The organism is Edaphobacter dinghuensis (assembly GCF_014640335.1).
Classification (GTDB): Bacteria; Acidobacteriota; Terriglobia; order Terriglobales; family Acidobacteriaceae; genus Edaphobacter; species Edaphobacter dinghuensis.
Window position 1 is genome coordinate 125,994 of record NZ_BMGT01000004.1, and the last position, 23,746, is coordinate 149,739.

The window sequence follows — 23,746 nt, forward strand, 5'->3', positions numbered from 1 at the left end:
CATCTTCCTCCATCGTAACATGATGTGTACAACTTTATAAATTATGAACATCACGTAGAGACCGATTATTCCTTTGATCCCGATTCTGAATCAGTTCTTCGTGAAGTTCGGTCAACTCCTGCACCGTATCGGCGCCACTGGGCTCGGTACTTTCTTTCCCGAGCCATGGGAAGCGGTCTTCGAGTAGAGCGAGGACCATCTCCACGAACGTCTGAGGCTGATTGCCTTCTGCTGGCATCTGAATCTCCTTAAGATGAGCACGAACGTGCGCGCATCCGGCCGTCAGCTGATCGTGCCGGATAGCAGGAATGTGCGAATTCGAATGGATACGGAGGCGTGAGGGTATTCGGGGGTGATGAGGTTAAGCGATGCGAAGCGCTTGAGCGAGAGTGAAACGCGGCCAAAGAACCGGGCCGTTTTTCTTGGGGAAAGGGAGCTTTCCGCCTGTCAGTGCTTTGCCGCAACATTCCATAAGATCTTCGCGTGATGCTTGCACAATGACAGGCTGGCAGCCTATACCGCTGATTGCCCGCAGTCGTTGATCTTGTTCCAATTGGTTGAGGATATATTTCGCCCAGCGTGGATCGGCTGGGAGCCCCAGTAAACCGACAAGTGTGGACCATGCCAGATCGATCGTGTCTTCGGCGCAATTCATCAGGATGGTAGTTCCGGCAGTGCCGTTCGCCAGGAGCGTCGCAGAGGCAACCAATAGATGGCGTACAGGGCGCGCAAGCTCTGGGACCTTGAGCATGCCTTTGAAGCACGCCGGTTTGGGGCCAAAGCAGACTTTGCTCCGTGATCCGTCCGGAAACACCAGATCAAACTCGTGTGTCTCGTGGACCGCAGCCGTGATAGTGCCGACCTCGGCATCGCGCCCGAAGGCACTCAGGAAATATCCCTGCTCCTTGTCGCCGATAAAGCGGTCGATATGCAGCCATGTCTTGGTTTGCCGCTTCCCGACATTTCGATCGTATTCAAGCCGTCCCAACCGCAGGTGCGCGTTCTCCACCCTCTTCTCCCTTCTTCTTGTCGGTAAGTACAAGGGTTCGGCCATTCGCGTAGATAATGGCAACTTCGTTCGAGAACCGCTCCTGCCGGTGGATCTCCGTATATTTTTCTTCTGCCTCGGTGAAGGTGGTGACGTACTTCTTTGTCTGCCATCGTGCGATGTGGCGGTCTTCTCCGTTGCCGGCGACTCCATTCAGCATTCCCGCGGTGCACAGCAACCCGACATGCCCCGGGTGAAATGGGGTGATAGGGCGCTCGATCGCTGCATCTTCTCGCGGTAGTAGAAAGGCGGCGACCTTCCTCCATGCGGAAGACTGCGGCAGCAGAGTCTCGATCTCATCAAGAGGAAGGCCACGGTAGGTGAGCTTGGCGGGCGGCGTCGCCGGGACTGCGTATTTGGGCTCTGCGCCAGTCAACGCCGGGAGCGGACTCCTGTAGATCGCCTCAACGAGAGCTTTTCGGTTCATTTCCTGCGCGTCGGCAGGAACTCGTTTGCGGGCTGCCAGCAGGACGATCTGGTCAAACCGCTCCGACTCGGGGTCTGTTAATCGAAAGACCTGAAACCAGCCGAATTCGGAGGACAACAGTGGAATGCAAGGTTCGAGCTGCGCGTGCAGTACAACGAAGATGAGTATTCCGCCCTGCACCAGCCACGGATACGTGTGCTTGAGGAACAGGTACTCCATGCGTTTGTTGTCATAGGAGCCTATCTCGTGATCGTAGGGAGGATTCAGGTATAGAAGCGAGAAACTCTCCTCCGCCGAGCTCGCTCCGAAGAGGTTTCCGTGGATCGTAGAGATACCTGACGCGGTGGCGCACCGCGCACGTTCTGTATCCAGTTCCACCCCATAGAGAGAGGCTCCCGCATTCTCGGTGATTTGTCTCAGTGCGTCGCCAGCACCTACGCATGGATCAAGTACGCTTGCACCCTCGGGCGGGAAATCGAGAAGATTGCGGAGGCGGACTCCCTCCGGTTCGGGCAGGGGATAATAGCCGAGCTTCAGCCTTCCGCTGCTTCGCATAGCCCCTCCTTCAGGAGATCAATGTTGTTGTTGCTGCTGTTGCGGTTTTGTTCAATGCAGTTGATCTCCAAGATGCTGTGTCGAATTCCTCCGTGCTACCCCTCAAAGTCAGCATTGAGTGTTCTTTGCTCGTAAGCTGCGACGTTTGGTGTTCTTGGAAAGAGGGATTCTTGAATAGCTGCTCAGCTCTGGGTCATCTGCGTAGAAGAATTGGATGTCTACTTTCCGGTCTTTCCATCGAATCGGCCATGTCTGACGCATATGCCATCGCTCGGATACTTGAAGCGACGTGAGGTGTCGACGATTCGGAATAATGATGGCAACATCCAGATCGGAGTCAGGGCGTGCCGTTCCTTTGGCTTCGGAACCAACAATGAAGCCGTCCAGAATGGTGCCTCTGTATCTTGCGCTAATATTGTTGCGGAGCTCCCTCTTAATCCAGGCAAGGCTAGGATAGTCATTCGTCATCATGGATTTCGTTGTTGCTGGATTCTTCCTTCAGGGCGTTGACCCGAATATGGTTCAACCGACAAATACCGATGGTGATGTCTAGATTGCATCGACCGTCTGACCATCAAAACGGTACTTGAGGTTCTCGTTCTCGGCGGAATAACCTTCCCAGGCTTGTTCATCGGGGAGAAAACTTCGATCGAACTGAAGGCCGATCTCGTTAAACTCAGTATCCGTATTCGCCTTGCGGAAGGCGTCCCCAATGGAGCCCGCGTCAATTTCGCGTTTTGACCAGTGCAGCTCCGGAACTTCGATAATGAATATCGCCATGATTTTCTCCAAGGTTTCAGGTGTTTGATCCTGGCATTTGATTGGGTGTTTCTATCCGAGAGACAGCGGATGGTACTACAGGATCTGTGGCCATTGGTTGCGCCTTCCTCTGTGATTGACAAGCGTCGAGCCACATAGCGGTGGCACACCGGAACTTCTCATAAAGATCCTGACGTACGGGGGTAGATGTGCCGCGTCGGTCATAGCGCGCCATAGCCGCGTCGGAGCCAAGTGTTTTCTCAAGCTCCTTCCACCACTCATCGCAGCAGTATTGGCGGCATCATAGAGCTCTTTCATTTAAGGTGTCATCTGTTTCTCCCCCGAAAAGCCGAGCCGTTCGACCGGGTCGGGCATTGTTAGACTTCCCGGCGTTGTCGCAGGATCTGTAGGCCGCAGACCATACTGTGAGAAAGGAGAATTCACGCATGAAACATTCCATGAACATCCCGACGAAACGCACCACCTTGCGTAAGGTATCCATGCACTTGATGGTCATCATCTCTCTAGGAACGCTCGGCGGCTTTTTGCTCGGCGCGATTTCTTTCCCCCATTTCATCGAATACGCGAATAAGCTGACCTATATGCACTTTTTTCAGTGGAGAATGCTGGGCACGACAATGCTCTATTCCCTCATTGGAGCAATCGGGGTGGGCCTTGTCTTTGTCGCTAATAAATTCGGTGATGAGCTTTGGGAAGCACTGAGACACGGGAAGCAACTTCAGCTTTGATGAGAGGGAGCGCGTCTCGATCATTGGCGTGCAGTCAACGAATTCGATGCCCATCGACGCGGGGTCTCGACAGCCCTTGCGGAGGCGATGGCGAGAAGTATGATTTCAATTGCTGAGAATCGCCCGAACGTCGGGACCAAGATTCTTGGCTATTTCTTTGGCTGTCTCCGCAGCAAAGTTCCAATAGTGCCGCTGGTTGATGACATTGATGCCCTTGTGCTGGAGAACACCGGTCGTGATGTCAAGACAGCGTCCTCTGTAGAGGAATCGTACTGGTGTTCCGTCCTTGATCATTTGGGCTTTGAAATGGCGAATTTGTTCGTCGGTCAGCTTTGGGCCACGCATCGCTGGTGTCTCCTCCTCGTTGACCTTCCGGTGATCTAGCGTCTGGCGAGGGAGATCGGATAGACCTTGCGATCCTTATTTGGCACAATCCCTGGCATTCCCCACACTTCGGTGTAGTCGCCATCTTTGATAGCGACAAAGAACGAGTCAAAGTCCTCGTCAGGCGAAAGGGCTAGTTTCTCCCGGAGGTCCTGCACCTCGGCGCTGTCGCAGAGGAAGACGAGGTCCGCCTGCAGTTCGGCGACGGTCGTAGCTCTGATGTGATCGGATTCGGCGTGCTCTTCAGATAGACCACACTGAAGGCAGTAGCCATTCCCGGACAGGTCACAGTAGACATGAGGGTTCCTCAACATGGGTCTCCTTATGAGCTGCTAGGTAGAATGAGGGGCGCATGGAGCACACCTGCTGTAATTTGCGGGCTGCGCCTGATGTCTCGAGTCGCACGTCACGCAGCTGTCGTAGATCGCTTTGAAGGCGAAGGGAGTAGTGGGTAAGTTTGGATCCACTGGTCCAGTGGCAGATAGAGACCAGATTGAAGCGATGGGGAGATGGCTGGCACTGATAAGGCGGACAACTATTGGCGCATAGCCGCAGCCGATGGGCATGGCAAAACCCGCAAGTTACGCGGTCGGAACAAACCTGTAGACAGCTCAGGCAGAAGTGCTCTTCCAGGCGCTTAATACTTCTTGCTCTTTCTCTGGCGTGAGCGGATCTTGCCAAGGTATTTGCGGGTGACGCCAGTCGACGATCCTGGAATTTGGGCTGCGGTAATACGCGAGGATATCCAGCGCTGTTTCCCTGAACGGCCGTGGTCTCCACCCGGCATCCAATGCTTTTTGGCTACTGATCTGGTTGAATCCCCAGTCAGACGGATCGGTGTTCCAGCCCAGGAAATGATTCCAGTCGGCTATGCCTTGCTTGACAAGAAAGCCCTTGGGAATCCAAATCCATTGTGCATCCGAATCCGTGACTTCATTGCATGAGGCGAGATAATCCCGAAATGTTGTCGGATGTCCAGTGAGGTTGAATGTCCCCATCATCTGCCGCTCAATAGACATAACCAGGAATCGCGCGACATCCTTTACATCCACAGTCTCCTCAGCATAATCATTGCCGTCACCAGGCCCGATGTGCATTCCTCCGCGTTGAGCGCGCAGAAGCCAGGAAAGTATATCCGGAGAGACATCTCTGGTTCCATGAATGGCATTCGGGCGGACAATGGTAAGTCTGTTTCCAACGATTGCTTTAAGCCGACGCTCACTCTCCGCCTTCGCCGGCGAGTAGTCCTCTTCATTGCCATCGAAGGCCCTGGTAGGCGCTTCCTCATTCATGTTTGGCCGATCATAAGAGGCATAGGCGCCGACCGAGGAGACGTAGAGATAGTGGCCGGTTCGATCGTGTAACAAGGTCGCAGCGCTCGCAACCAGCGTTGGTTCGCAAGGCCATACATCGATAATTGCATCCCAACGGCGCCGTCCTTCGAGCGATTTCAGATTCTGCACTCGCTCATCAAGGGCGCGAAAGCCCCGGAGCTTTTCGAGTTGCGGAAACAATTCAGGATGGGTTCGGCCACGATTGAAGAGCGTTACTTCATGGCCTCCAATCAGGGCTGCCTCGACGATTGCCGGTCCAAGAAAGCTTGTCCCTCCTAAGACCAGGATTTTGCGTGGAATGGTTGCGAATGCCGATCTTGAAAGAGTCAGGGTTGCCACTGCCGCGCCACCAGCAATGAATGATTTTTCGATGAAATGCCTGCGATTCATATGGACTCCCTGCCACATCCCGTCAACATTCTAGGCTTGCTGAAGGTCATTTGGTTACTGAGTCCACCCGATACATGTGAGCCAATCCTCTCACTGGACCACAATTGAGTCGAGCCACAACATCCACTATCCGCGAGTATGCTGTTTTGATCGATTCAAATTGACCCACCATCGAAAGAGCTCTCACCTTGAGCCACCTGCAATCGTCTGCTAGTCGTGCGATCTTGAATGCCACGCCGCATCTGAAGACGAGAACCCAAGGGAGTGGTCAGTTCAAGCAATTTTCGGACATGTTCGATGGAATCAGGATCCTCGGCTACCGTAGCCATGCAAAGGAGGCAACTTTTGCATGGCGGCTCTTTCTGTGGTGCCATTTTTGCTCTTACTTCTGGCGGCTGCGCCGTTTGAATGGCACTCTCCGTAGAAGCTCCGAATTGCCCCCCTTCCATTGGACAGCGGACGCGGTAGCGTTCTGCTCGGTGCAGAAGTTCAACTCGAGGACGTAGCCGCCTTCGAGAGCGATATCCACGCTGAGGACTCCCGCGTGACAATAGGATTCGATCTTCTCTATACGCTTTTGATGGTAGTTGCCAAGTGGAATGAAGCATGGCCGGTCATTGAGTTGCATGAGTTCCTCCGCAAGTGACCTGTTTGCAAAGCAGTCTGCAACGCGAGGAACACATCCCTAGGAAAATGGCGACGCAACCTCGTGATTTTTGGGGTTATGTTGGTAGTGCGCTAAATCTTAAAAGTCGTCGAGTTCGATCCGCAGATGCTCGGGACCTCCCATTCGTACGGCGCGCAGCAGGGCTTTTCGTTCAGCCTCACGAACCCACTGCTCAAGGTCGGTCCCGCTGACCGGATTGCCGTCCAATCTGTTCGCAAGAATCTGAACTCCCTCATCAAGAGGAAAATTGAGAGCTTTGCCCATAAGAAATGTGCGTAGCAGCTTTGGCCGCATTTCGGGGTTGGGCGCCGGGAGCACCAGGCGTTCGGCGAAGCAGTTCAAAACAGATTCATCCACGCGGCTGAGATCGGGAGTTGTGGCGATGACAAAAACCTGATTCGCCTTGACGCGGATGCCGTCAATCTCCTGCTGCAGCTGAGAGGCGATCTCTTCGGTCAGACGATCTTTTGCGTCAAAAGCGGATTGTCTCGGAGCTAATGTTTCCAGGTTTGCCAGAAAGAGAATAGCCGGTGCCATCGACCGCCCGCGTTCGAAAAGCTGAGAGAGCTGGTTGGCACTCCCGCCAAGGATCGTAGCCTTGACCTGGGCCATGGTGGGTGCCATGAAGTTCAATCCAGTGTCTTTGGCAATGGCCTTTGCTATCCGAGCGAGATCGGCGCTCGATGGGCCAATCAGGAGCAGGCTCTTGGGAATCGAAGCTCCGTGCGACCGCCATTTCTCCGATTCTTTCAGTAATGTGGAGATCACGCGAAGTCGGTCGGTGATAGTCTCGTCGACGATCAAATCGTCCCAACCAACGTTATCCTCGACGACAACATCTTTCGATCTTCGATACGCTTGGATCGCTTCGATCATGTCACTACGCGTGATACCACCCGTGAGCTCGAGAGACCGGAGTGATCGCGCCACCTCTTTCAAATCCCGGCCGCTCAGACCTTGCGTCAGCTCGGCGACATCGTCAGGAAATTGCGAGGAAACGCCGAATTGACGAGCTTCCTGTTCAAAAGTCGCGCTTCTATCCTCACTTTGCGGAAGCGTGATCTCCATTTCCCATCCGAAGCGGGAGCGGATCGCACCATCCACCTTCTCCGGACGATTACTGATGCCGATCACGAGAACGCGAGAGCGTCCTTTAACTCCATCCCATTCTGGAAGGAAGGATTCGACAATCTCCTCACTCATCTTGTCCGCCCCGAGAGAGCCGCGCTGCGTGAACACCCCCTCACAATCGTCGACGAGCATGATGGAAGGCTGGTGGCCGCGAGCTTCTTCCCATCGGGCCCGAACCCGTTGCGCACCTTCTCCGAGCTTGTCCCCTTTGAAATCCGGGAGGGATAGCAGCTGCCAATGGCAGCGTAATGTTTCAGCAAGCGTTGAGCCGATCAAGGTTTTGCCAGTTCCTGGAGGGCCTTTCAGGAACAACCCCATCGGTGCTGCCGGATCGCCCTCCTCGAAAAGCGCGAATCTGCGAAGCAGTTCCAGTTTCTGGCGTTCTGGAATGCGTACCTTCTCCCAAAGCGCTGCTACGCGGTCGATGTCCTCGAGTTGAGCCTGCGCCCTATTTGCACCGTCTGTAGCCTGCCATTGCTGATGAAGTCGCGAAAATGCTCTTTCGGCATCCAGGATCTCGCTTCGGTGCTCTTCGATCACCCCGAGGAAGGCGACCGGAAAGACGTCTTCTGTGCTCCAGGTGGCTCCGTCGAGAGAAAACAGAAAGGTGTTGAGCGCCGTGAACTGCCCGGATGGAGGCAGCAGCAGGAACAGCGCTTGGTGTTGCCAGCTCACGGCTACGACTGCCTTCCCGATTTCAAGGGCAGGTCCGTTATAGTCTGGGTAGCTAACGACGTCGTAATCTCTCCGAAGGCCAGGCCCACGGACGATCCGAAGAGGCATCTGGCTGACAGGAATCCAGAGTTCTGCCTTGGCCTCTTTCAGAAAGACGCGCTTCGCATCCCGCGCGAAACGTTCCTCCCACCCCAGATCTTGAACCAATGCGACTTTCGCTGCGTCGGCCCCGCCCTGAACGATCCTTCGGAGAAAGGAGGTCTGGTGCCGGCAGAAGCTGCGCCACACACGTTCAGCGTCTTCGTCGTTTGTCAGTGCTCGCAGGCGCGCGATCGTTTCTCGATAAGCTGATCTACGCCCGCTCCAATATTCATTGAGAGTGGGGGCCATGTCATCCTTCTCCACGATGACATGGTTATTGTAGGCCGGAACGGCGACGAAATCTTCCATCAACGTATTCATCGCGGTTTGCCTCCATGAGGAATCGAGCGTGCTTTTAGGCCGCCCGATTGAGTAACTCAAAAGAATAGTTTGGAACGGCACACATAGCAGGGGCCGGGCCTGGACCTGGATCGTCCGGCGGCGGAGACGGAAGCTTCACCTTGGCCAGATCCGATGAACCGCATGCGGTGCAGTATTCGGTCGGAGAGTTATTGATCGCATCGCACGACCTGCAATAGCGCGCCTCTGCGATCGGAATGCTGACAAAACGAGATTTCTTACGGAACGTAACAATGGTTCCCATTGTGCTACCTCTACGTGTGGGCTCCATGCTAGGCGGCGTGCTGCTGCGCAATGGATTCCATGTTTTCAAGCAGTTCGGTCAAGGCCTGGAGACTGGGAATGGACATTCCTGACGTGATCTGGAGGTCCCCCATCTCCTCCATCAGCTGTGCGGTGCCGAGAACCCTTGTCAGGGTTTTTATTCGGTTGGCACGTCGCGCCGCCGCTTCCATCCAGCGAAGCACCTCGGTTTGGCAATCTCGGGTCAAAATTGCCCGGGCAGACTGGCATTGCCCAACCCGGTGCAGGATCTCAAGATAGATCGGTTCACCCAGGCAGCTCTTGAAGCTCTCGATCCTACTTGTAATTCGGGTGTCGAGAAAATTCCTGGGAGTAGACTGCGTTGAAACAGAAGCCGAGGGGACAACAATGCGAGAAGTTCCCGGCAACGCCCACTGCGGGAGCTCTGGTACCGACACTGGACTTCCTGCGCCATCCAGCCTGACCCAAGCTTCGCCTAGGCTGTAGAGATAGCGTCCGAGTCCGAAGCGGCTGCAGGCCCGGCGCAAGGCCTGAGATTCGGCGCGTGCAAGGGCATTTTTTTCATCCGCCCACCGCTCGCCAGTTCCAGGTTTTGTTCCGAACCCGTGAATGGTTAGGTGGCACAGAACGAATATTTTGCCGCTCTGCACGGTTCCACCGCGCTCCGGTCGTGGAACACCGGAGATCGCATTGACCGAATAGCGATCATGCCAGCCCGAGGGTCCTACAACTTCATTGAGCCGGTCCGTGTATGCACGAGGATCAACGTAGGCCAGCAGTTTCCCCTTGCTTCGATCGGGCGTCCTTTCCTCTACAAGCCATCGAATGATTTCCGGGGGAAACGGCTGAGAGAGCTTCTCTTCCAGCGAGCGGCGCTCCTCCGCTGTGAGCCGACCTCCACGCGTTTCCATACTGCGCCTCCTTGAAGGTGGTAGCCGTCAAAACGGAATTTCGTCGTCGTATGCAGGCTCACCGTAGGTGTTTGCCATTGCTTCCTGTGGAACGGGCGAATGGTTGAACTCTCCGTTGCCGTTCGATTGTGTAGATGTGGAATGCCCGCGATGGCCGTTACCGTTCTGCCCGTTCCGCGAAGAATCAAACGGCGACAGGAGACTGATGTCCAGAATCAAGACCTCGGTCCGGTATCGCTTCTCTCCAGACGACTTGTCCGTCCACGAGCGTGTCTGCTGCTTACCTTCGATGAAGATCTTCGAGCCCTTCTGGACGTAGTCTCGGATGACATCCGCACGTTTGTTCAACGCAACGAGGTAGTGCCACTCGGTGCGATCGTGATATTCACCCATCTCGTCCCTGAATCGCTCGGTTGTTGCCAGTGAGAAGTTGGCTACCCGAGTGCCACTCGGCAGAACCTTGATCTCTGGGTCTTGCCCAACGTTTCCGAGAAAAATAACCTTGTTCACGTCCTTCGACATGGTGTTTGCTCCTTGTTTATTTACAAAGTCTGGTGTCGATCACCGAAATCTGGTGGCGCTACCGCTAGGCGTGCCGAAACCACCTGGCGTTGGCCACGCCGAAGCCTCCCTGTCCGTCGTCGTAGGTAAGCCACTGCCTGTGCAATTTGGCTGGAATGACAACAGCCAACGGTTCGTAGATCTGGGTGACGACGAAACAGCGATTCGCGTTCGGCCCCAGTCCGTCAATGCGGCGGTGTTGGTTCCAAGGTCTCCTGGAACCACGGCGAATGACGACCATATCCCCTGGGTAGAACTTATCGCTAGAGTTCATGCTCCCTCCTATGCAATGGGTGAGTGTGATCGCAGCGACAGAAGACCTCAAAGCTAGCTCGCGCTGCTTTCAGGCCTTCGCTAGCGGCTGTCCGAACCCGCAGTCGCCTAAGTGAGAAGAATCCCCACCTTAGAGAGCTTTGCTGGATTTGCTCTCGCCTTCCAGCAAACTAGCGAGTTTCTCACTGCTCATACAGGCGGGCTTGCACTTCCGTACCGAATACCCCGCAGCGCGAGCATTCTGCCGGAACGTGTCGAACTCCCAGGGTGCCAGCCGCACACCTCCGGTCTCGGCAAAGATCCGGTTGTATTCGCGTTCCGCCTCAGGAGTATTGGGAAAGACGCTGGTGAAACCATTGCTTCCCGTCATGTAGCTGAAATCAGCTTGCATATTGAGAATCCTCAAAGCCCGTTATTGGAGGGTATCCGGTGACAAATGGAGCGATGCTCAACTCTCCAAGGGCATAGCTTTTGGTTCGACTGAAACCTTCACCGCATTCCGGCCACGTAATTTGCGAGTTTTGATACGCCCATCGGCGGCAGCTGTGCGCCAGTAGTTGTTTGTCTGATCGGTCCCAATCCTCTTCCCGTCTCCGTAGGCGTGATAAAGGGAGTTCAGCATCCAGTACCGCGGCGACGAATCAAGAGCGGCCAGCGTGTCCAGAAGCGCCTTGGTCGTGCAGAGCCGGAAACACTCATCGCCGCCACCGTGGCGCACCAAAAGATATACGCTGGAATACCATTTCACGACGCGGTAATGGTGGCAGTGGCTGTCGAGTCCGCCACAGCGGCCTGGCTCATCATGGATGAGACTCTGACCCTCGTGGAGCTCAGGGGCATTCGGTCTACGAACCATGGGTGCATCATTCGGCTGCCACTTGTAGCCGAACTCACCGTTTACCGTGGGTTTATCACAGCAGCACATGGAGTCCTTTCCTTCTCAAGCAGACTTGCCGAGAGCAAAAAAGAGAAACCCACCGTAAAGGTGGGAGAGTGGTCATGGGAGAAAGATGCCTGTGAGTCAATCGCTCGTATCGAAGCTCCGGGTCTCAAGACACTTTCTGCAACGAATGGTGTGAAGAAATTGGTAAGTAGTGATGTCTTGCCAGTCGTGCTCACATTCGGCGAATCGGAAGTAGCGCACCCTCCCGGCTTCACGGTCCGCAATCATGGCAAAGCCCTCAGCATAGCCGTAGACGTAAAACATGTTGATATTCTCGAGCGGACCATTGGGGATGAGCTGGGCCTGTTTGAATTCGACCGCGCTAGGGCTGTAAATGAAGAACGCGGATTCCGTAAACTCCCTTTCGCTGATTTCTTTCCAGTTCGGTGGAAGCGCATTGGGATGGACAGATGGAAAACCGCTCTGGCGAAGCTGACCATCCACGTCAGTGCTATGTACAAGGTCGAGCAGCATAGAAATACCCCATCGTTGGAATGCAGATCGGAAGCCAACTCACTCGTCCGGTGTGTGAACGACAACACGATTTCCGACCTGCATGGCTTGGTCCCAGACAACCTCCATGAACATCAATTCAGGAACCTGGATACCGAAGCGCCTTAGAATTGGCCGATAGTATTCCACGTCTTGATTCGTACAGCCTGCGTTCGTGTCGCCAAGATTGCTGTAGAGCATCTTGCCCTTTTCGCTGCAGATGGTGCAGAACACATAGTTCAGTGGCCGGTCGTAGCCCATCGTCACCGTGACTTTTCTCCTCTTGCGGTCGACTGCATGAAAGATGTGTTGAGACATCGCTCCTCCTGACGGCTCCCCGATCTGAGGCTGTAATCGCAATGTCGTGATTGCACCTACGGCTTCGGTGGAATCGCGACGTGTGCGTGTTTGCAGCGACGACATACGACAGCGTTTGTGACAGAGCACACTGTCGCTACGAACTTCGCGGGGATTGCATGCTTTTCACCGGAGTTGGTGTGAAACAACGGGATTGTCGTTCCGCTGCCATCCTCATCTGCATTTAAGGCGGCAGCGGCCGCCATAACCCCGGAGCGCCCACGAAAGAGCAGACTGGACGCGATGCGGGGACGTCCACCAGTCACCGGCATGGTCAGCGAATGTCGCGTAATGGCAAGTTCATATGTTCTGTCGATCCGCAACATCTCGATCCGGACAAGGTTCTCCGCGATGACGATTGCGTGGCGGCCATTACCGCCGAAGGAATCCAGCGGCTGCAGCCACGGGATTGGTTGGCCCTCGTTATCCACAAATCCGCAGTACCGACCCAGATTTTCTGTCGCACCACCAGACTCGGTTCCCTTGAGAACAAATCGGTGGGCGAAATGTTGATGCTCAACAGAGATACCCGGAAAACAGTAGATACCAGCGTTGTCACAGGCGCGTAGGATTTCCCACGGCAAAGAGAGGCCGTGCCTGGCAAGCCGTGACTCTGCCGACTCCATGGGAGCCTTACTCGACGTTCGCTGTGATCTCAGCCGCGCCATGACGAACCCCTCCTTGTGCCGTTGAACTGCGGAATCGGTCTGCCGACAGCCTCCCGAATGTCTTCCTTGCGGCAGCCTGCAAAACATTTGTAGACAAGCGGGTTGGATTTGAGGATCTTCAAATTGTCCCCATGACGGTCCCGGCCCGCCTGTGCGCAGGATGGACAGCGCGCCACCCAGTTCCGTCGATCGCGTATCCGAGCGTTGACCTGGACATATTCGAGAATGCGAAATTCTGTCGTTCCGGAGCCGGAGACTGGCGCTATGTACGGTTTCGGCTCTGGTGGGCGATAAGCCTCTGGCAGTTTCATGCCCCGGATGAAGGTCTTTAGTTCAGCCTCCGTCACCTTCTTCAGGCTCTCGAGATAATCCAGTTGCGCCTCCGGATTGACGTCGGCTTCGTAGAACCAATAACGCCGATTTGTCTTCAGCTGAACTCCAAGTGGCGCCCGTATAGCATTTCCGTAGCCACCTTCATCGATGTGGTCCTGCTTAGGGAAGACCTCGATGCCTTGCTTAATGCCACCACCGACGATGGGCACGCCTATTCTCAGGGCGAGGTTGTATATATAGATGCGAGCCTCCGATGCCAGCACGGGGGCTTCAAAGAACACCCACAGATGGGCTCCACGGCTGGAGGCTTCTAGCGCGGCTTGCACGTTGTCCTGTTTGAGTTCCCACTGCAGCTTTGACAGCGCCTCGAAGGCCCCATCGAAATCCGCATCGATCGCCACCCACTTACAGCGTTGCGTCTTGGGATTGGTCGAAAACAGATTAATCGTGACATACCCGTCCAGATGCATGCGGATGACGTCCGCATTCATCGGCTTCGGCCGCCTGGGTCCGCTGTACTCCGCGAGCGTATAGATCACGCTTCCATCCGACAGCCTGCGAGCCATTCCATAGGCGAGACGGTTGACGAAGAGCCGTATATAGCGATCCGCAGTTTCACGCCCGACGCGAAAATGCTCGACCATGACTACACCTCCCTCTAGCCGGTGTGGTTGTAACCCGGTTCCAAAACTCGGTCAAATTCGCCGGAATTACTGCCGGATGTCCACACTCTCAGAACGAGTAGGCCGCGCGGGTGGGCCATGGGACGATAAACCCACCAACGCAAAATACTCAGGCTTCAGCAATTTCGGGCCACTGGAGAAGCAATTCCGGATGCTCGACGAACCGGAACAGGTCATATTCAGCGAAGGCCTCTTCGAAGCCTTCGGTTGTGAAGTGCGAGTCATCGACGTCCTCAAAACAGAGCATGTACCAATCTCCGCGGTGACGGTCATAGACGTAAATGGCGCCGGATGCCTCTTCCCCTGGCACCATCGGCACAACCATCATGCCCCTCGGAGTCTGTATCAGACGGCCCAGGACGGCTTCACTCACCGACAGGAATGCCTCCAATGTCTGCTGAGGATTTGCGCCGGTGTAGTCGCGCCAGTTGAACATGTGACGGACGGTCATGTCTCCTAAGCTGAGTTGCATGTTGCTTCTCCTTTCTCCTCTCGGAGTTCAATAAGTTCGGTTGGTGGAATCTCGATCACCGCTTGGTGCAGGGCTAATGTGCGAACCGCGTACACCCAGAGGTTCAGGAGTGTGCCTGCGAGGACGCTCAGAAGCACGGTGAAGATCCCAAATTCGACTTGATTCAGGACCAGGGAAATACCTTGAGAAAGAATTTGTGCGATCGCAAAGACGTTCATGACTGTGACGGCGATTGCGAGGCAAAGACGGCGAAGGAACAAACGACGGACAAAGGCGTGGACGTATGCTTCCGTCCCGACAACGATGTAGCGGTTGCGCATGGGATCTCCTTAGTACGGTTGAGCGGCGGGGATTCCGTGAGTTTTCAGACCGGAAGAGAAGACACGCAAACCACTCAATGTCTCGTAGCGACGACATCGATCACTTGCACATAGGGTCAATGTGTGTGGCTCAGTTCACGAGCTGGATCGCGACTTTAACCTCATCGGTCTCAAGTCAGGAGACGGCGCGAACACTCTTCGGGGGGCCATTTCTCGAACCACCTAGAGCGACAGATCATTGCCAATGCACGGTGAGACCTGTCCTAAGCCGGCGAGTGATGAAGCCAAATGTCCAGCGAATAGCGATCTCCAGACTTCCAATGCATCGTCTGCCCAAACTTAACCCAAAAATAAGGGGAGTCAGAACGTAACTTATAGACTCGCGGCTTTTTAGCCTCGGGCGAGCCGGGGCAATGGGAGGTAGTAACAGGTCAATAGGAGGTCAATGAACAACTGTGATGGCTCTCGAACCGAGAGTTGATGCATTATCCAACCGCAGTTTCATTCGCGAGTAGAGCTCGAAAAGGGACGATATCTGAGTCCTCGCCGATCACCAATGTATTGGCTTCTAGTGGGTTCTGCCGAAAGGAATCGCACAAAGTAATGCCAATGCGCTTCTTCGCCGCTCTCATTTCCTCGGCCAGCAAGTAGAGCACATTGCGCTCGGATGCGAGGTAAAGAACGATGTCTACAGTCCGATCGTGATCTAACATCCGGCAAATTTCGCGATACCGCGCACCGCCTTTAGGCGTTCTCTCGTACTCTATGGCGAACGTCTGGGGTACTCCGTTTACGAGAATTTCAGCGACCGCATCGAAATCCTTGGCGGTTCCTGGCTCCAGAACCGTGTTGCGGGACACGATTTCGAGGTCGCTAAGCCAGGAGCGAAGAAGCCCATGTTTCAGCAGAGCGAGGCGAATTCTGGTCAGCTCGATCGCATGGGGTACCTGGGAATGGTGAATGATCTGCTCTGCTGTCGAGGGCAATGCAATCAGCGAATGCCCACGTGACTCAAGCACGCGTAATCCCATTCCAGTGATCACAAAGAAGGGCTCTCCCAGAAATCGATCGCGTTCGACGCGTTGGATAAGACCATGTTTTTCGAGGCGAGCGACTCTCCAGTCGACGCTCCTGCGGGATGTTTCTGTTCCCTCGAACATCAAAAGATCTCTCAGCTGCCGAAATGAAATTGCGCGAGCGTTCCGGACCAGAAGCAATACTGGGACATCACGGTCATCGGAAATGTCGAGATAGCCCTTGAAATACCTCATACCAAGCACCAATCATCATCCTGAGCAAAGCTGCAGCCGCTGTCCGTCGGCGTTTAGTCGCCACACTCCGAGTTCGCTCCGAATCCAGCTATCCGGTCGCATGAGGAGCAACGCTTCGTAGCGTGGTCCCTTTTGGCTGATCGAGATCGGTTGGACGCCGATGGAACACCATCCTGCGGTATGAAAGAAAATCTGGCCGTGGATACCATCTGTGACCATGACCAGATACTCGTCAGGCACAACTTTCGAGGCTTTACCGGTCACAAGAAGGTGAGTTTTGCCAGCGTAGATTCGAGGCAGTTCGCAAAAGAAAGTACGCCCGATTGCTCGCTGAGGGAATTCGGGGTGGAAGCCGCTGGACCGGTTGAATCGAACTTGCCCGGTCCATATCCAGTGATGATCGACACGGCGACCGTGCCTTAGGCCAGCAGAATTGAACCAGGCAGGCTGCTGGTGGGCTTGCCGGACAGCCCACCAGTTGCTACCGAACTCGATCATGCAGACGTACATGGAGTGACAGCCTCTAGAAGTTCCTGCAGGACCATTCGCGCCGCAAGGTTACGTTCCTGTCCTTCCCGCTCGCGGTGAAGCGCTCGAATCCGGTTGATAAGAAGGGGGGAAATGGTCTTCCTTTGTTCGCTGAGCTGACGCAACAGTTGCCCAAGCGTCCCCATGGAAAGAGTGAATTCGATCGAATGTGGCTCCTCGCTCGCCAAGAGCGCCTGAACATATTGCTCCCAGGTGGGTAAATGTGAACCCTTACGCTGCGCACGCTCGTAGCTAGACCACAGGGCAAATGAGGCGTTCTCCCGCTCGAGCCCAGTAACAACCCCTGCAATAATGGTGTCGGCGTTCTCTTCAGTCCGGGGTGTCGGAACACTTGATAGGTTCGCAAAAAGAAATCTGCTCATCCCATCGAACAGTCGTGCATTGAGAGTATTCAACTCCGCAGTCCTTTTGGGTTCGCCCAAAGTCGTAACCTTTGTGAGTGCTTCGAGCAAGTCTTTGGGTATACGTATGTCTCGAACTTCATGGAACCTCACATATAGAGCTGTCAGGCCCGACGCGATAACAAAATCCCGTTCCCCTTCCGGAACGCGAGTCTCGACGTAGTGTCTCCACTCCTCGGAAGAGGAGAACTCAAGGCGACTCCTGAACTGTTGCTGGCGGATCGTCATGGATACTTACGCTCCCTTGAGCGCCTTATTCCGCTTCCGCTCGTCCTCGAGCTGGGTGGCCGTTTGATTCAGACGCTCTCTGAGATTCTGCTCCGTATTTCTCATCGCTTCAATTCGGCGCTCAAGGAGCATGTTCTGTTGTCCGAGGTCTACGGTGGTCGGCGTACCTAACGGCATTTCTGCGGAAGCTCCTTTCGGAATCTCTCCTGGCGCAGATCCAGACCGCCTGTCCCCGACCAGGCGCTCAATCTTTTTGTGAGCCCTGGCATCTGGGCGTGCTTCGGCTTCGGCCAGCTCCTTTTCCCGAGCAATAGAGCTCTCGGCCATAGCGTTCTTTTCTGCGATAAGGCGGTTGTACTGTTCTGTCCGTCGATCGATCTCGATACAGTCGCTGACCCTGCCATTCCAAAGTTCTGTAATGAGGCAGGCGGTGAGATATTCTTTCTTTTCGTCAGCTCTCAGGCTCAGAAGGTGCATGGTCAGGACCCCTGTGAGAAGCAGAACAGCAGATACTGTGAGCCAGAAATAAACGTTCTCGACTGTCAGCGTGACAATGAGATCGCGCTCCGCCTGCGCTTCCGCTCCATAATTGCGCTGGTCGGGATTGATTCGGCCGAGTGCGTAATCCAGGAAACCCGAATGTTTCTGATTTGTCTGTTTCGCGGGTATAGGGACATTTGTGTTTTGAGCGACCGCGACGCCGACCAGCATCAGTGATAGCAGACCAGGAAGAATGAGCGTCAGGATTCGCAGCTTCATAACTGGTCTCCGAGAAACTTTGCAATTGATACCCCGGACATACGGCGGCGCGGACGACCTTCGCCCTCTTCGCTGAAACGAAGATTGGCTCCAATCGATGGATCGATTGCCACGTGCATTTGAGGGTAGATATCACTTTGTAGACCCGCCAGGCGAATGGTCGGCAGATGGCGAACGTGCAGATGCGAATGTAACGTGCCTGCGAGCGCATCCGCCATCAGGATCTCCATCTGGCCGACTGGAAGGTTCTTGATATGCTCCTCTCTGGCGCGAGTCTCCCGCGCATCGCTCTCGCTGCCGGTTCCCGTTTCCCGGTACGTCGGCGCAAATAAACCCGTTTTTCGAACGGAGAGCGTGCGCCGCTTTGTTGTCACACGGGAGGAAGCTTTCATGAACCACTGCACGGTATTTTCTTCTGAACCATGCATGATCATCTTCGTCGCTGGCGCCGAGATCAGTTCGTCCGCGAATGCCTGACCGAGCTTCTGAAATTGGGGGACCGCTTGAGTTGAGAACAGCATCATTACTTTGGCGCCCCGGGCCGTCTGCAGGCCGTGGGGAAAGTCTGGAAAGACAAAGGGGCCAATCTCATCGAAGAGCACGCTCAGGTAGGGCGCGTTGGGATCGCGTAGAGCGGAAGGAGTTGAATATCGTTTCCCAATCGTGAGCTGAATATTCTTCAGCATGATCTTGCCAAACGCCTCACAAGCGCGCTTGTTCTTGTTGAGGTTGAGGAGGACCCAAAGGACCAGACCCTCATCCACCACCTGATCTGGAGTCAGATTGTCCTGGTAAGAGCCGGTGATGATGGACAAATTGTCTTCGAGAAAGGCGACAAGCTCGTTCAGCAATCCCTGAATTTTTTCAACGCGATCCCGATCCTTGAATGACCTTTGCAACATCCGCGCCGACATTTCAAAACTCTGGCGCGCTTGAGTCGTGACGTCCGCTCGCAAAGAGATCCTCTTTCGCGCCAGCGCGATCTGCTCAGCAAGAACGTTTTCATCCAGAGCCATGACGAGGATGTCCCTCGTGTTGAATGCTTTCCCGGTGTGCTGAAGAATCCGTGCTAAGTCATAGAGGTAAGCTTCCTGATGGCCTTCGAAAAAATCCTTCTGGAGTCCGAAGCTCTGGAAGATGAAATTGACATGTTCCTGATAGAGATCGTCGGGCGCGATAAAGGGGTTATACTTGACCGATTTCTGCGGATTGGTCGGATTGACCACACGTAGGTCCTGCAGCCGCCCGGCGGCAGTGATGTGAGGCAGCATGTCCTCGAGAAACTCCTCGTCACCCTTCCCATCGAAGATAATCATTGGCATGCGACGACCGCCATATGTTCTATGGAGGTCCTGAACAATGATGTTTTTAAGAAATGTTGACTTGCCCGCGCCTGTTCCACCAGCAATGATGCCGTGCCGCGCTCGTATCGCATCAGGCCATACCCACGGCTCCCCATGCACGTTGTACCCGAGAACAGTTTCACCTGCTTTGTTGGCCTCGGCGACAACCTTCTCGTCCTTCTTGGACGGGACAAAGAGCGGGGGATGAGGCCATTGCGCTTCCTTTCGCTCTCTCCTGCCAATCAATTGGGTAACCAGGATGAGCAAGCCAAATAACCCTATGGCGACATAGCAGAAGATCTCGAGGCATTCCGCATGGGTCATATTGAACCGCGACACGGCTACGTACCAAAGGCCGGCGCATAAGGCACAGACCAAGAGAACAACAACGCCAACCAAATCATCTCCGCTGGATCGAGGGGTGCGAGAGTAGTCAGGAACCATGGTATTCACCGGATGCTGAAATAGAGGAAGACACACACCGCGGCAACGAATATCCCCGCAACCGTCATTAAAAGCCTGCTGGGTCGCCAATTTCCGCGTGCATCTTTCGGTACGAGGTCGTCTTCAAGGGCGCGCTTAAGGACTTGCATGGCGTTGACCTCGGGATCGGTGTGATACAGCGTGCGAAGTGCAGCCCGGGCCTGAGCGATCGTGATATAGTCAGCAGTCTTCATCTCTACATGACCACAGCGGCTGTAATGCTCTGAGTGCCTGTGCTACCGAAATCCAATTCGTAAAGCTGTGGCGCGGCTTGTTGTCCGCCTCGAATGCTTATGATTCCGACGGTGCTCTGTCCCGGATCGAGATCTGGCGTCAGTACCTCCGTATGCAAGGGCAGCAGTCTCTCGCCTCTCAATGCCTTGAATTGGCTGAACATTTCGTCCGACAGTTGATGGTCTCTCAGGCTCAAAAGAGAAATGGGATTTTGGGTGGGGCGAGCCTCGAAAATGTCGGGAGCAGAAATCCGAAAAGGCGACCTAGAAAGATTTCGGATCGAATACCTGACGATCATCTGATCTCGTGAGTGCAGGACTTCATCGATGTGGATCACAACCGAGGCGGAACGATTCTTCTGGTCGTCTGTGATCGCTTCGGAGCGGAGAACAGCTTCAATCGACGCGTTTGAAGAGGCTCGTTGCAGCTCCTGCTCGTCGGCATTAGCGCCGGGCGTGGGTTTGCGAATTGGGGAAGGCGGGCTCTCGATGAGCATGTTCATCTTGGATACATCACCGGGGGCGTCGATCTCGTAAGTCAATTCCCGGGACGCTGTCCAGATAAGAAGGTTCGTCGAGACGTTCTGACCGAGGGGCTGCAGGAACAGCTTGTTTTCTCTCTGGTCGATGTCAAAATTGGCATGATCGGCCAACGCAAACATCACGATTGGTTCACCAGGATCGATGACTGTAAAGTGATTGATGGCGGTCTGAATGTGAGTAGGTTGATTTTGCTTAGCTGTTTGAGCTGCCGCTGCAAGGGTGGTGAACGCAATTGCAAGTGCAACGAGTGTTCTCATGGCGGTCTCCTGGTCCTTCGGCGAGTGGCAACGAAGGCTGCGCGGAGAAGCCGGGCATATGCTCGACCTCTCCACGACAGGGTTAGGCGCACACCTATTGAGGAATGCGCGTGTCTTCGAAGACAAGCGATCTGGGTCCCGTATACTGCCAGAGAAACAGACGCTTTTCTCCCATTGATCCGTCTGGATTTTCAATACGTTCCACAAGAAATGCCCGCTGCTGATCATCGAACTGGACAAATCCGTCGACGACTTGTGGCAAACGAACAGGCATGCTTTCGCCGCCGGTCTGCTCGGCGAATGCGTCGACTATTTCTTGCGGGAAGGCATGAAACAGCACAGCCCCTGTACCGTCGCCATTTGAGATGACGGTGTTCAGAGCCTGGGCCCAACCATGACGGTTTTCCACTTTGCCCTGTGCCCAGTAATGCAGCCACAGGTGGAGTCCCTGAAAACGTGCTTTCGAGTACTCCTCATTTTTCCAGTACGCGGCCTGGGCCTTATTGCGAGCCTCCCATGCTAACGTCCTGAGCTTCCGGTCTTCGCTCGTACGCATATCGTTCCACTGCGCTTGAGCAGTTTCTAATTCATCCTTGAAGGGCTTAGCCTCGTCCAGAATCTGGTGAACGACATCTCCGTAGATAGAGTTCACAAGCTGACATTCCTCGAACATGGACTGAGTGTAGGTATTGCCCTCGAACAATCCGCGGAAGTCCTCGATGTTCCTCTTGTCTTCGAAAACATCACCCAATTCTTTGCGAAGGTAGTTGTAAAGCCGCCCGACCTTATCCGTGCCGGCAACGTCGAGATGGTCCGGAAGATCGGTCACACGGGTTACGTTCTTGTATTGCAGCCAGGGCGCGTCCGAAACCTCCGCACGAATCCTGTCTACAACTTCTTCATCGACCTTGACGCCCCATTTCAAGGCATCAAGAGCATTCTGCAACTGATCTGCGAGTTCATTGAACTCGTCAATCTTGCCCGCGGCGAGACAGGACGTTTTCAGATTGGTAATTGAGCCAATGCTGTACCTTCCGCTCCCACGCGCGTTCATTGCAACGTGCTCAAGATTCCACCAGATGGCATGCGCCTTCTTAGCCTTATTCTTGGTCGTGTTCTTCTTTTCCTCGGGTTTGTCTTGACATCCAACTGCGAATCTTCCTTCGACAAACTTCGGGAACTTGTCGGAGGGGATCGCACAGATGGTGTCAAAGTCGAAGTCACCACCATTCAACTTGGCTGTCTCCGAATGAAGGACGTAAGCACCCTCCATGCGCAACTGCCGCGTGAGAATGAAGTGGATGAGAGAGTCTGGAAGTTCCTTGCGTCCCAACGCCTGTGTGAGCATCGGAATCAGTTCGGCGTCGCTGAGATGCCGAACTGGAAGCAAGTCCCGATCGGAACGAACCGGGTAGCGAACACAGAGACTCTTTTCTGCTTCGAGGTGATTGAGGGCTGCATCTCTTGGAATCCAGTCAGAGGCGGAGAGAATCTTCCCCTCGTGCTCCACCAGGATTCCATCGTCAACTAGTGCAAATGACGGTAAGGAGAACCCGGCACTGACCAGAAGTCGATAGATCTTGCGCCCGAATTTGCGGTTAAGATAGTTCAGGACATACGGAAAACGAATCGCAAAACCACTCTTGTCTGCAAGCAGCACAGCATCGACCGGATCCCAAACATCAATATCCATCTTTTCCGTCTCTTCGAGAAGAGCAGGGTTAAAGCTGGTATCGATGGTTGGACTATCTGGCCTGCCCAACAGATTAAGAAGACCGCTGTAGTCACCTTCGTCAAAGGCCTTCCGGATGGATCGAATATTCTCGATGCCGTCGACCTTGATTTCGGTTTCAAAGGACTCAAGAGATGCGTTTTCTACCAGCGATGCACTGGACGAAAACTCTGAGGACTCTGACCACTGACGAAATCCTAGAACTGCCGGTCCTGAATACAGGCGCCCGGAAGTCCGAAGCTTCGGCAGCAAACGTACAGGATCTTTCAATTCAGGTTTGCAAGCACTCTCGGGGAGGATCATATCGACCTCGAGAATGTCGGCTGCCTGATCGCTGAAGGGTTTGACGGCGCCTTTGAACTGGAGCTTGTCTCCCTCAAGATAGGCCATCCGGAATTGAGTGAACCAAACCGGAAGCAATCCAGCTTTTCGATAAAGAGACTTGCGAAGCCAACCCCTGCAATCGTTCGTGCCAAGGACATGATCCTTGACAACCGCAACGCGGAGATCCGGCTCTTCCAGGATCATTCGGCAATCGGAAGTGAGAATCGAGAAATAAGTAACCATCGCTTCTGGCCAGCGCTGGTAACGTTTCGCGATGAGAGGTTGATGAGCCGCATCTACAAAGTAGAATCGGGTCTGCTTTGCGGAACCGCTGACTCCAACGAGTTTGTATGAAATGCCGTCGAAGACGAGAGTCTTCATGCGCTTCTCGACTTCGGCCTCTTCATACGCAGACATATACTCAGGCAAAGTCACCCGAGCCACTCGAATTCCCGGATAGAGCCGGCCAATGAGCTTGTCATCGACGGTATCCTCCCGGCCATTCCTGACTTCTTTCCGGCTAACAGCACCGGCTGCATCGATCTCCAGTTCGAGAATGACTTTCCAATCTTCTGCAACGGGTTGTGTCGTATTCGTAGTCATGGTGTTTTCCTCACTCATCTGGCGCATCAGATGGATGAGAGATTGTGCTGTCCAGCTCGCAATCCCTCTACCTGGCGCCCACGTTTTGGGTGGGTGTTTACTGAGCCAGGCTTCAGGTGCCAA

The 23,746-nt window shown here is 54.4% G+C and carries 30 protein-coding genes; 2 read left to right on the forward strand and 28 right to left on the reverse strand.

What is annotated here, in order from left to right:
• Positions 1-34: 34 nt before the first annotated feature.
• From IEW09_RS16780 to IEW09_RS16800, 5 genes are all read right to left on the reverse strand, one after another.
• Entirely contained in the window at positions 35-238 is a 204-nt protein-coding gene (locus IEW09_RS16780; protein WP_188555413.1) for a hypothetical protein, read from the reverse strand.
• A 123-nt stretch (positions 239-361) separates the two neighbouring features.
• Entirely contained in the window at positions 362-1,009 is a 648-nt protein-coding gene (locus tag IEW09_RS16785; RefSeq protein WP_188555414.1) for a hypothetical protein, read from the reverse strand.
• A complete protein-coding gene (locus IEW09_RS16790; RefSeq protein ID WP_188555415.1) occupies positions 975-2,030 on the reverse strand; it encodes a DUF6094 domain-containing protein in 1,056 nt (351 codons plus the stop codon). Before IEW09_RS16790 ends, IEW09_RS16785 begins: the two co-directional genes overlap by 35 nt.
• A 108-nt stretch (positions 2,031-2,138) precedes the next feature.
• Positions 2,139-2,501: a nucleotidyltransferase domain-containing protein gene (locus IEW09_RS18905; RefSeq protein ID WP_188555416.1), complete on the reverse strand. Its 363-nt coding sequence runs from the start codon at positions 2,499-2,501 to the stop codon at positions 2,139-2,141.
• A 78-nt stretch (positions 2,502-2,579) separates the two neighbouring features.
• Complete coding sequence (locus IEW09_RS16800; RefSeq protein WP_188555417.1) at positions 2,580-2,810, reverse strand: hypothetical protein; 231 nt, start codon at positions 2,808-2,810, stop codon at positions 2,580-2,582.
• A gap of 425 nt (positions 2,811-3,235) precedes the next feature.
• Here IEW09_RS16800 and IEW09_RS16805 point away from each other — a divergent pair, with 425 nt between their 5' ends.
• A complete protein-coding gene (locus IEW09_RS16805; RefSeq protein ID WP_188555418.1) occupies positions 3,236-3,538 on the forward strand; it encodes a hypothetical protein in 303 nt (100 codons plus the stop codon).
• A 105-nt stretch (positions 3,539-3,643) separates the two neighbouring features.
• On the opposite strand, the gene IEW09_RS16810 is transcribed toward IEW09_RS16805, so the two are convergent.
• The 17 genes from IEW09_RS16810 to IEW09_RS16890 form a co-directional block, all read right to left on the reverse strand.
• The gene (locus IEW09_RS16810) at positions 3,644-3,883 is read right to left on the reverse strand and encodes a hypothetical protein (RefSeq protein ID WP_188555419.1); all 240 of its coding nucleotides are present in this window, start codon (positions 3,881-3,883) and stop codon (positions 3,644-3,646) included.
• 35 nt (positions 3,884-3,918) lie between these two features.
• On the reverse strand, positions 3,919-4,236 hold the full coding sequence (locus IEW09_RS16815) for a hypothetical protein (protein WP_188555420.1): 318 nt from the start codon (positions 4,234-4,236) through the stop codon (positions 3,919-3,921).
• Between the two features lie 297 nt (positions 4,237-4,533).
• Entirely contained in the window at positions 4,534-5,646 is a 1,113-nt protein-coding gene (locus tag IEW09_RS16820; RefSeq protein WP_188555421.1) for an NAD-dependent epimerase/dehydratase family protein, read from the reverse strand.
• Positions 5,647-6,028: 382 nt separating this feature from the next.
• Positions 6,029-6,274: a hypothetical protein gene (locus tag IEW09_RS16825; protein ID WP_188555422.1), complete on the reverse strand. Its 246-nt coding sequence runs from the start codon at positions 6,272-6,274 to the stop codon at positions 6,029-6,031.
• 117 nt (positions 6,275-6,391) lie between these two features.
• Positions 6,392-8,581 (reverse strand): AAA family ATPase, encoded by a 2,190-nt coding sequence (locus tag IEW09_RS16830; protein ID WP_188555423.1) that lies wholly within the window; start codon positions 8,579-8,581, stop codon positions 6,392-6,394.
• 311 nt (positions 8,582-8,892) lie between these two features.
• Positions 8,893-9,795: a Rad52/Rad22 family DNA repair protein gene (locus tag IEW09_RS16835; RefSeq protein ID WP_188555424.1), complete on the reverse strand. Its 903-nt coding sequence runs from the start codon at positions 9,793-9,795 to the stop codon at positions 8,893-8,895.
• Positions 9,796-9,822: 27 nt separating this feature from the next.
• On the reverse strand, positions 9,823-10,317 hold the full coding sequence (gene ssb / locus IEW09_RS16840) for a single-stranded DNA-binding protein (RefSeq protein ID WP_188555425.1): 495 nt from the start codon (positions 10,315-10,317) through the stop codon (positions 9,823-9,825).
• A gap of 64 nt (positions 10,318-10,381) precedes the next feature.
• On the reverse strand, positions 10,382-10,630 hold the full coding sequence (locus tag IEW09_RS16845; RefSeq protein ID WP_188555426.1) for a hypothetical protein: 249 nt from the start codon (positions 10,628-10,630) through the stop codon (positions 10,382-10,384).
• A 129-nt stretch (positions 10,631-10,759) separates the two neighbouring features.
• The gene (locus IEW09_RS16850; protein ID WP_188555427.1) at positions 10,760-11,020 is read right to left on the reverse strand and encodes a hypothetical protein; all 261 of its coding nucleotides are present in this window, start codon (positions 11,018-11,020) and stop codon (positions 10,760-10,762) included.
• 57 nt (positions 11,021-11,077) lie between these two features.
• Entirely contained in the window at positions 11,078-11,554 is a 477-nt protein-coding gene (locus IEW09_RS16855) for a hypothetical protein (protein ID WP_188555428.1), read from the reverse strand.
• Between the two features lie 96 nt (positions 11,555-11,650).
• Positions 11,651-12,046, reverse strand: coding sequence for a hypothetical protein (locus tag IEW09_RS16860; RefSeq protein ID WP_188555429.1), 396 nt, complete (start codon positions 12,044-12,046; stop codon positions 11,651-11,653).
• Between the two features lie 39 nt (positions 12,047-12,085).
• Positions 12,086-12,382: a hypothetical protein gene (locus IEW09_RS16865; protein WP_188555430.1), complete on the reverse strand. Its 297-nt coding sequence runs from the start codon at positions 12,380-12,382 to the stop codon at positions 12,086-12,088.
• Positions 12,383-12,438: 56 nt separating this feature from the next.
• Complete coding sequence (locus IEW09_RS16870) at positions 12,439-13,089, reverse strand: hypothetical protein (RefSeq protein ID WP_188555431.1); 651 nt, start codon at positions 13,087-13,089, stop codon at positions 12,439-12,441.
• Positions 13,077-14,066, reverse strand: coding sequence for a TOTE conflict system archaeo-eukaryotic primase domain-containing protein (locus tag IEW09_RS16875; RefSeq protein ID WP_188555432.1), 990 nt, complete (start codon positions 14,064-14,066; stop codon positions 13,077-13,079). The genes IEW09_RS16870 and IEW09_RS16875 overlap by 13 nt, the downstream gene beginning before the upstream one ends.
• 148 nt (positions 14,067-14,214) lie before the next feature.
• A complete protein-coding gene (locus IEW09_RS16880) occupies positions 14,215-14,577 on the reverse strand; it encodes a hypothetical protein (protein ID WP_188555433.1) in 363 nt (120 codons plus the stop codon).
• Positions 14,562-14,897 (reverse strand): hypothetical protein, encoded by a 336-nt coding sequence (locus IEW09_RS16885; protein WP_188555434.1) that lies wholly within the window; start codon positions 14,895-14,897, stop codon positions 14,562-14,564. Before IEW09_RS16885 ends, IEW09_RS16880 begins: the two co-directional genes overlap by 16 nt.
• Before the next feature lie 485 nt (positions 14,898-15,382).
• Positions 15,383-16,177 (reverse strand): replication-relaxation family protein, encoded by a 795-nt coding sequence (locus IEW09_RS16890; RefSeq protein ID WP_229739429.1) that lies wholly within the window; start codon positions 16,175-16,177, stop codon positions 15,383-15,385.
• A 123-nt stretch (positions 16,178-16,300) separates the two neighbouring features.
• Here IEW09_RS16890 and IEW09_RS16895 point away from each other — a divergent pair, with 123 nt between their 5' ends.
• The gene (locus IEW09_RS16895; protein ID WP_188555436.1) at positions 16,301-16,591 is read left to right on the forward strand and encodes a hypothetical protein; all 291 of its coding nucleotides are present in this window, start codon (positions 16,301-16,303) and stop codon (positions 16,589-16,591) included.
• A 71-nt stretch (positions 16,592-16,662) separates the two neighbouring features.
• Here the strand turns inward: IEW09_RS16895 and IEW09_RS16900 are convergent, their stop codons facing one another.
• The 6 genes from IEW09_RS16900 to IEW09_RS16925 form a co-directional block, all read right to left on the reverse strand.
• A complete protein-coding gene (locus IEW09_RS16900) occupies positions 16,663-17,346 on the reverse strand; it encodes a hypothetical protein (protein ID WP_188555437.1) in 684 nt (227 codons plus the stop codon).
• Positions 17,347-17,352: 6 nt separating this feature from the next.
• A complete protein-coding gene (locus IEW09_RS16905; protein ID WP_188555438.1) occupies positions 17,353-18,105 on the reverse strand; it encodes a hypothetical protein in 753 nt (250 codons plus the stop codon).
• Positions 18,102-19,892 (reverse strand): type IV secretory system conjugative DNA transfer family protein, encoded by a 1,791-nt coding sequence (locus tag IEW09_RS16910; RefSeq protein WP_188555439.1) that lies wholly within the window; start codon positions 19,890-19,892, stop codon positions 18,102-18,104. Before IEW09_RS16910 ends, IEW09_RS16905 begins: the two co-directional genes overlap by 4 nt.
• 5 nt (positions 19,893-19,897) lie before the next feature.
• The gene (locus tag IEW09_RS16915) at positions 19,898-20,125 is read right to left on the reverse strand and encodes a hypothetical protein (protein ID WP_188555440.1); all 228 of its coding nucleotides are present in this window, start codon (positions 20,123-20,125) and stop codon (positions 19,898-19,900) included.
• A 2-nt stretch (positions 20,126-20,127) separates the two neighbouring features.
• Positions 20,128-20,964: a TrbG/VirB9 family P-type conjugative transfer protein gene (locus IEW09_RS16920; protein WP_188555441.1), complete on the reverse strand. Its 837-nt coding sequence runs from the start codon at positions 20,962-20,964 to the stop codon at positions 20,128-20,130.
• 94 nt (positions 20,965-21,058) lie between these two features.
• Positions 21,059-23,623 (reverse strand): hypothetical protein, encoded by a 2,565-nt coding sequence (locus tag IEW09_RS16925; protein WP_188555442.1) that lies wholly within the window; start codon positions 23,621-23,623, stop codon positions 21,059-21,061.
• Positions 23,624-23,746: the final 123 nt, after the last annotated feature.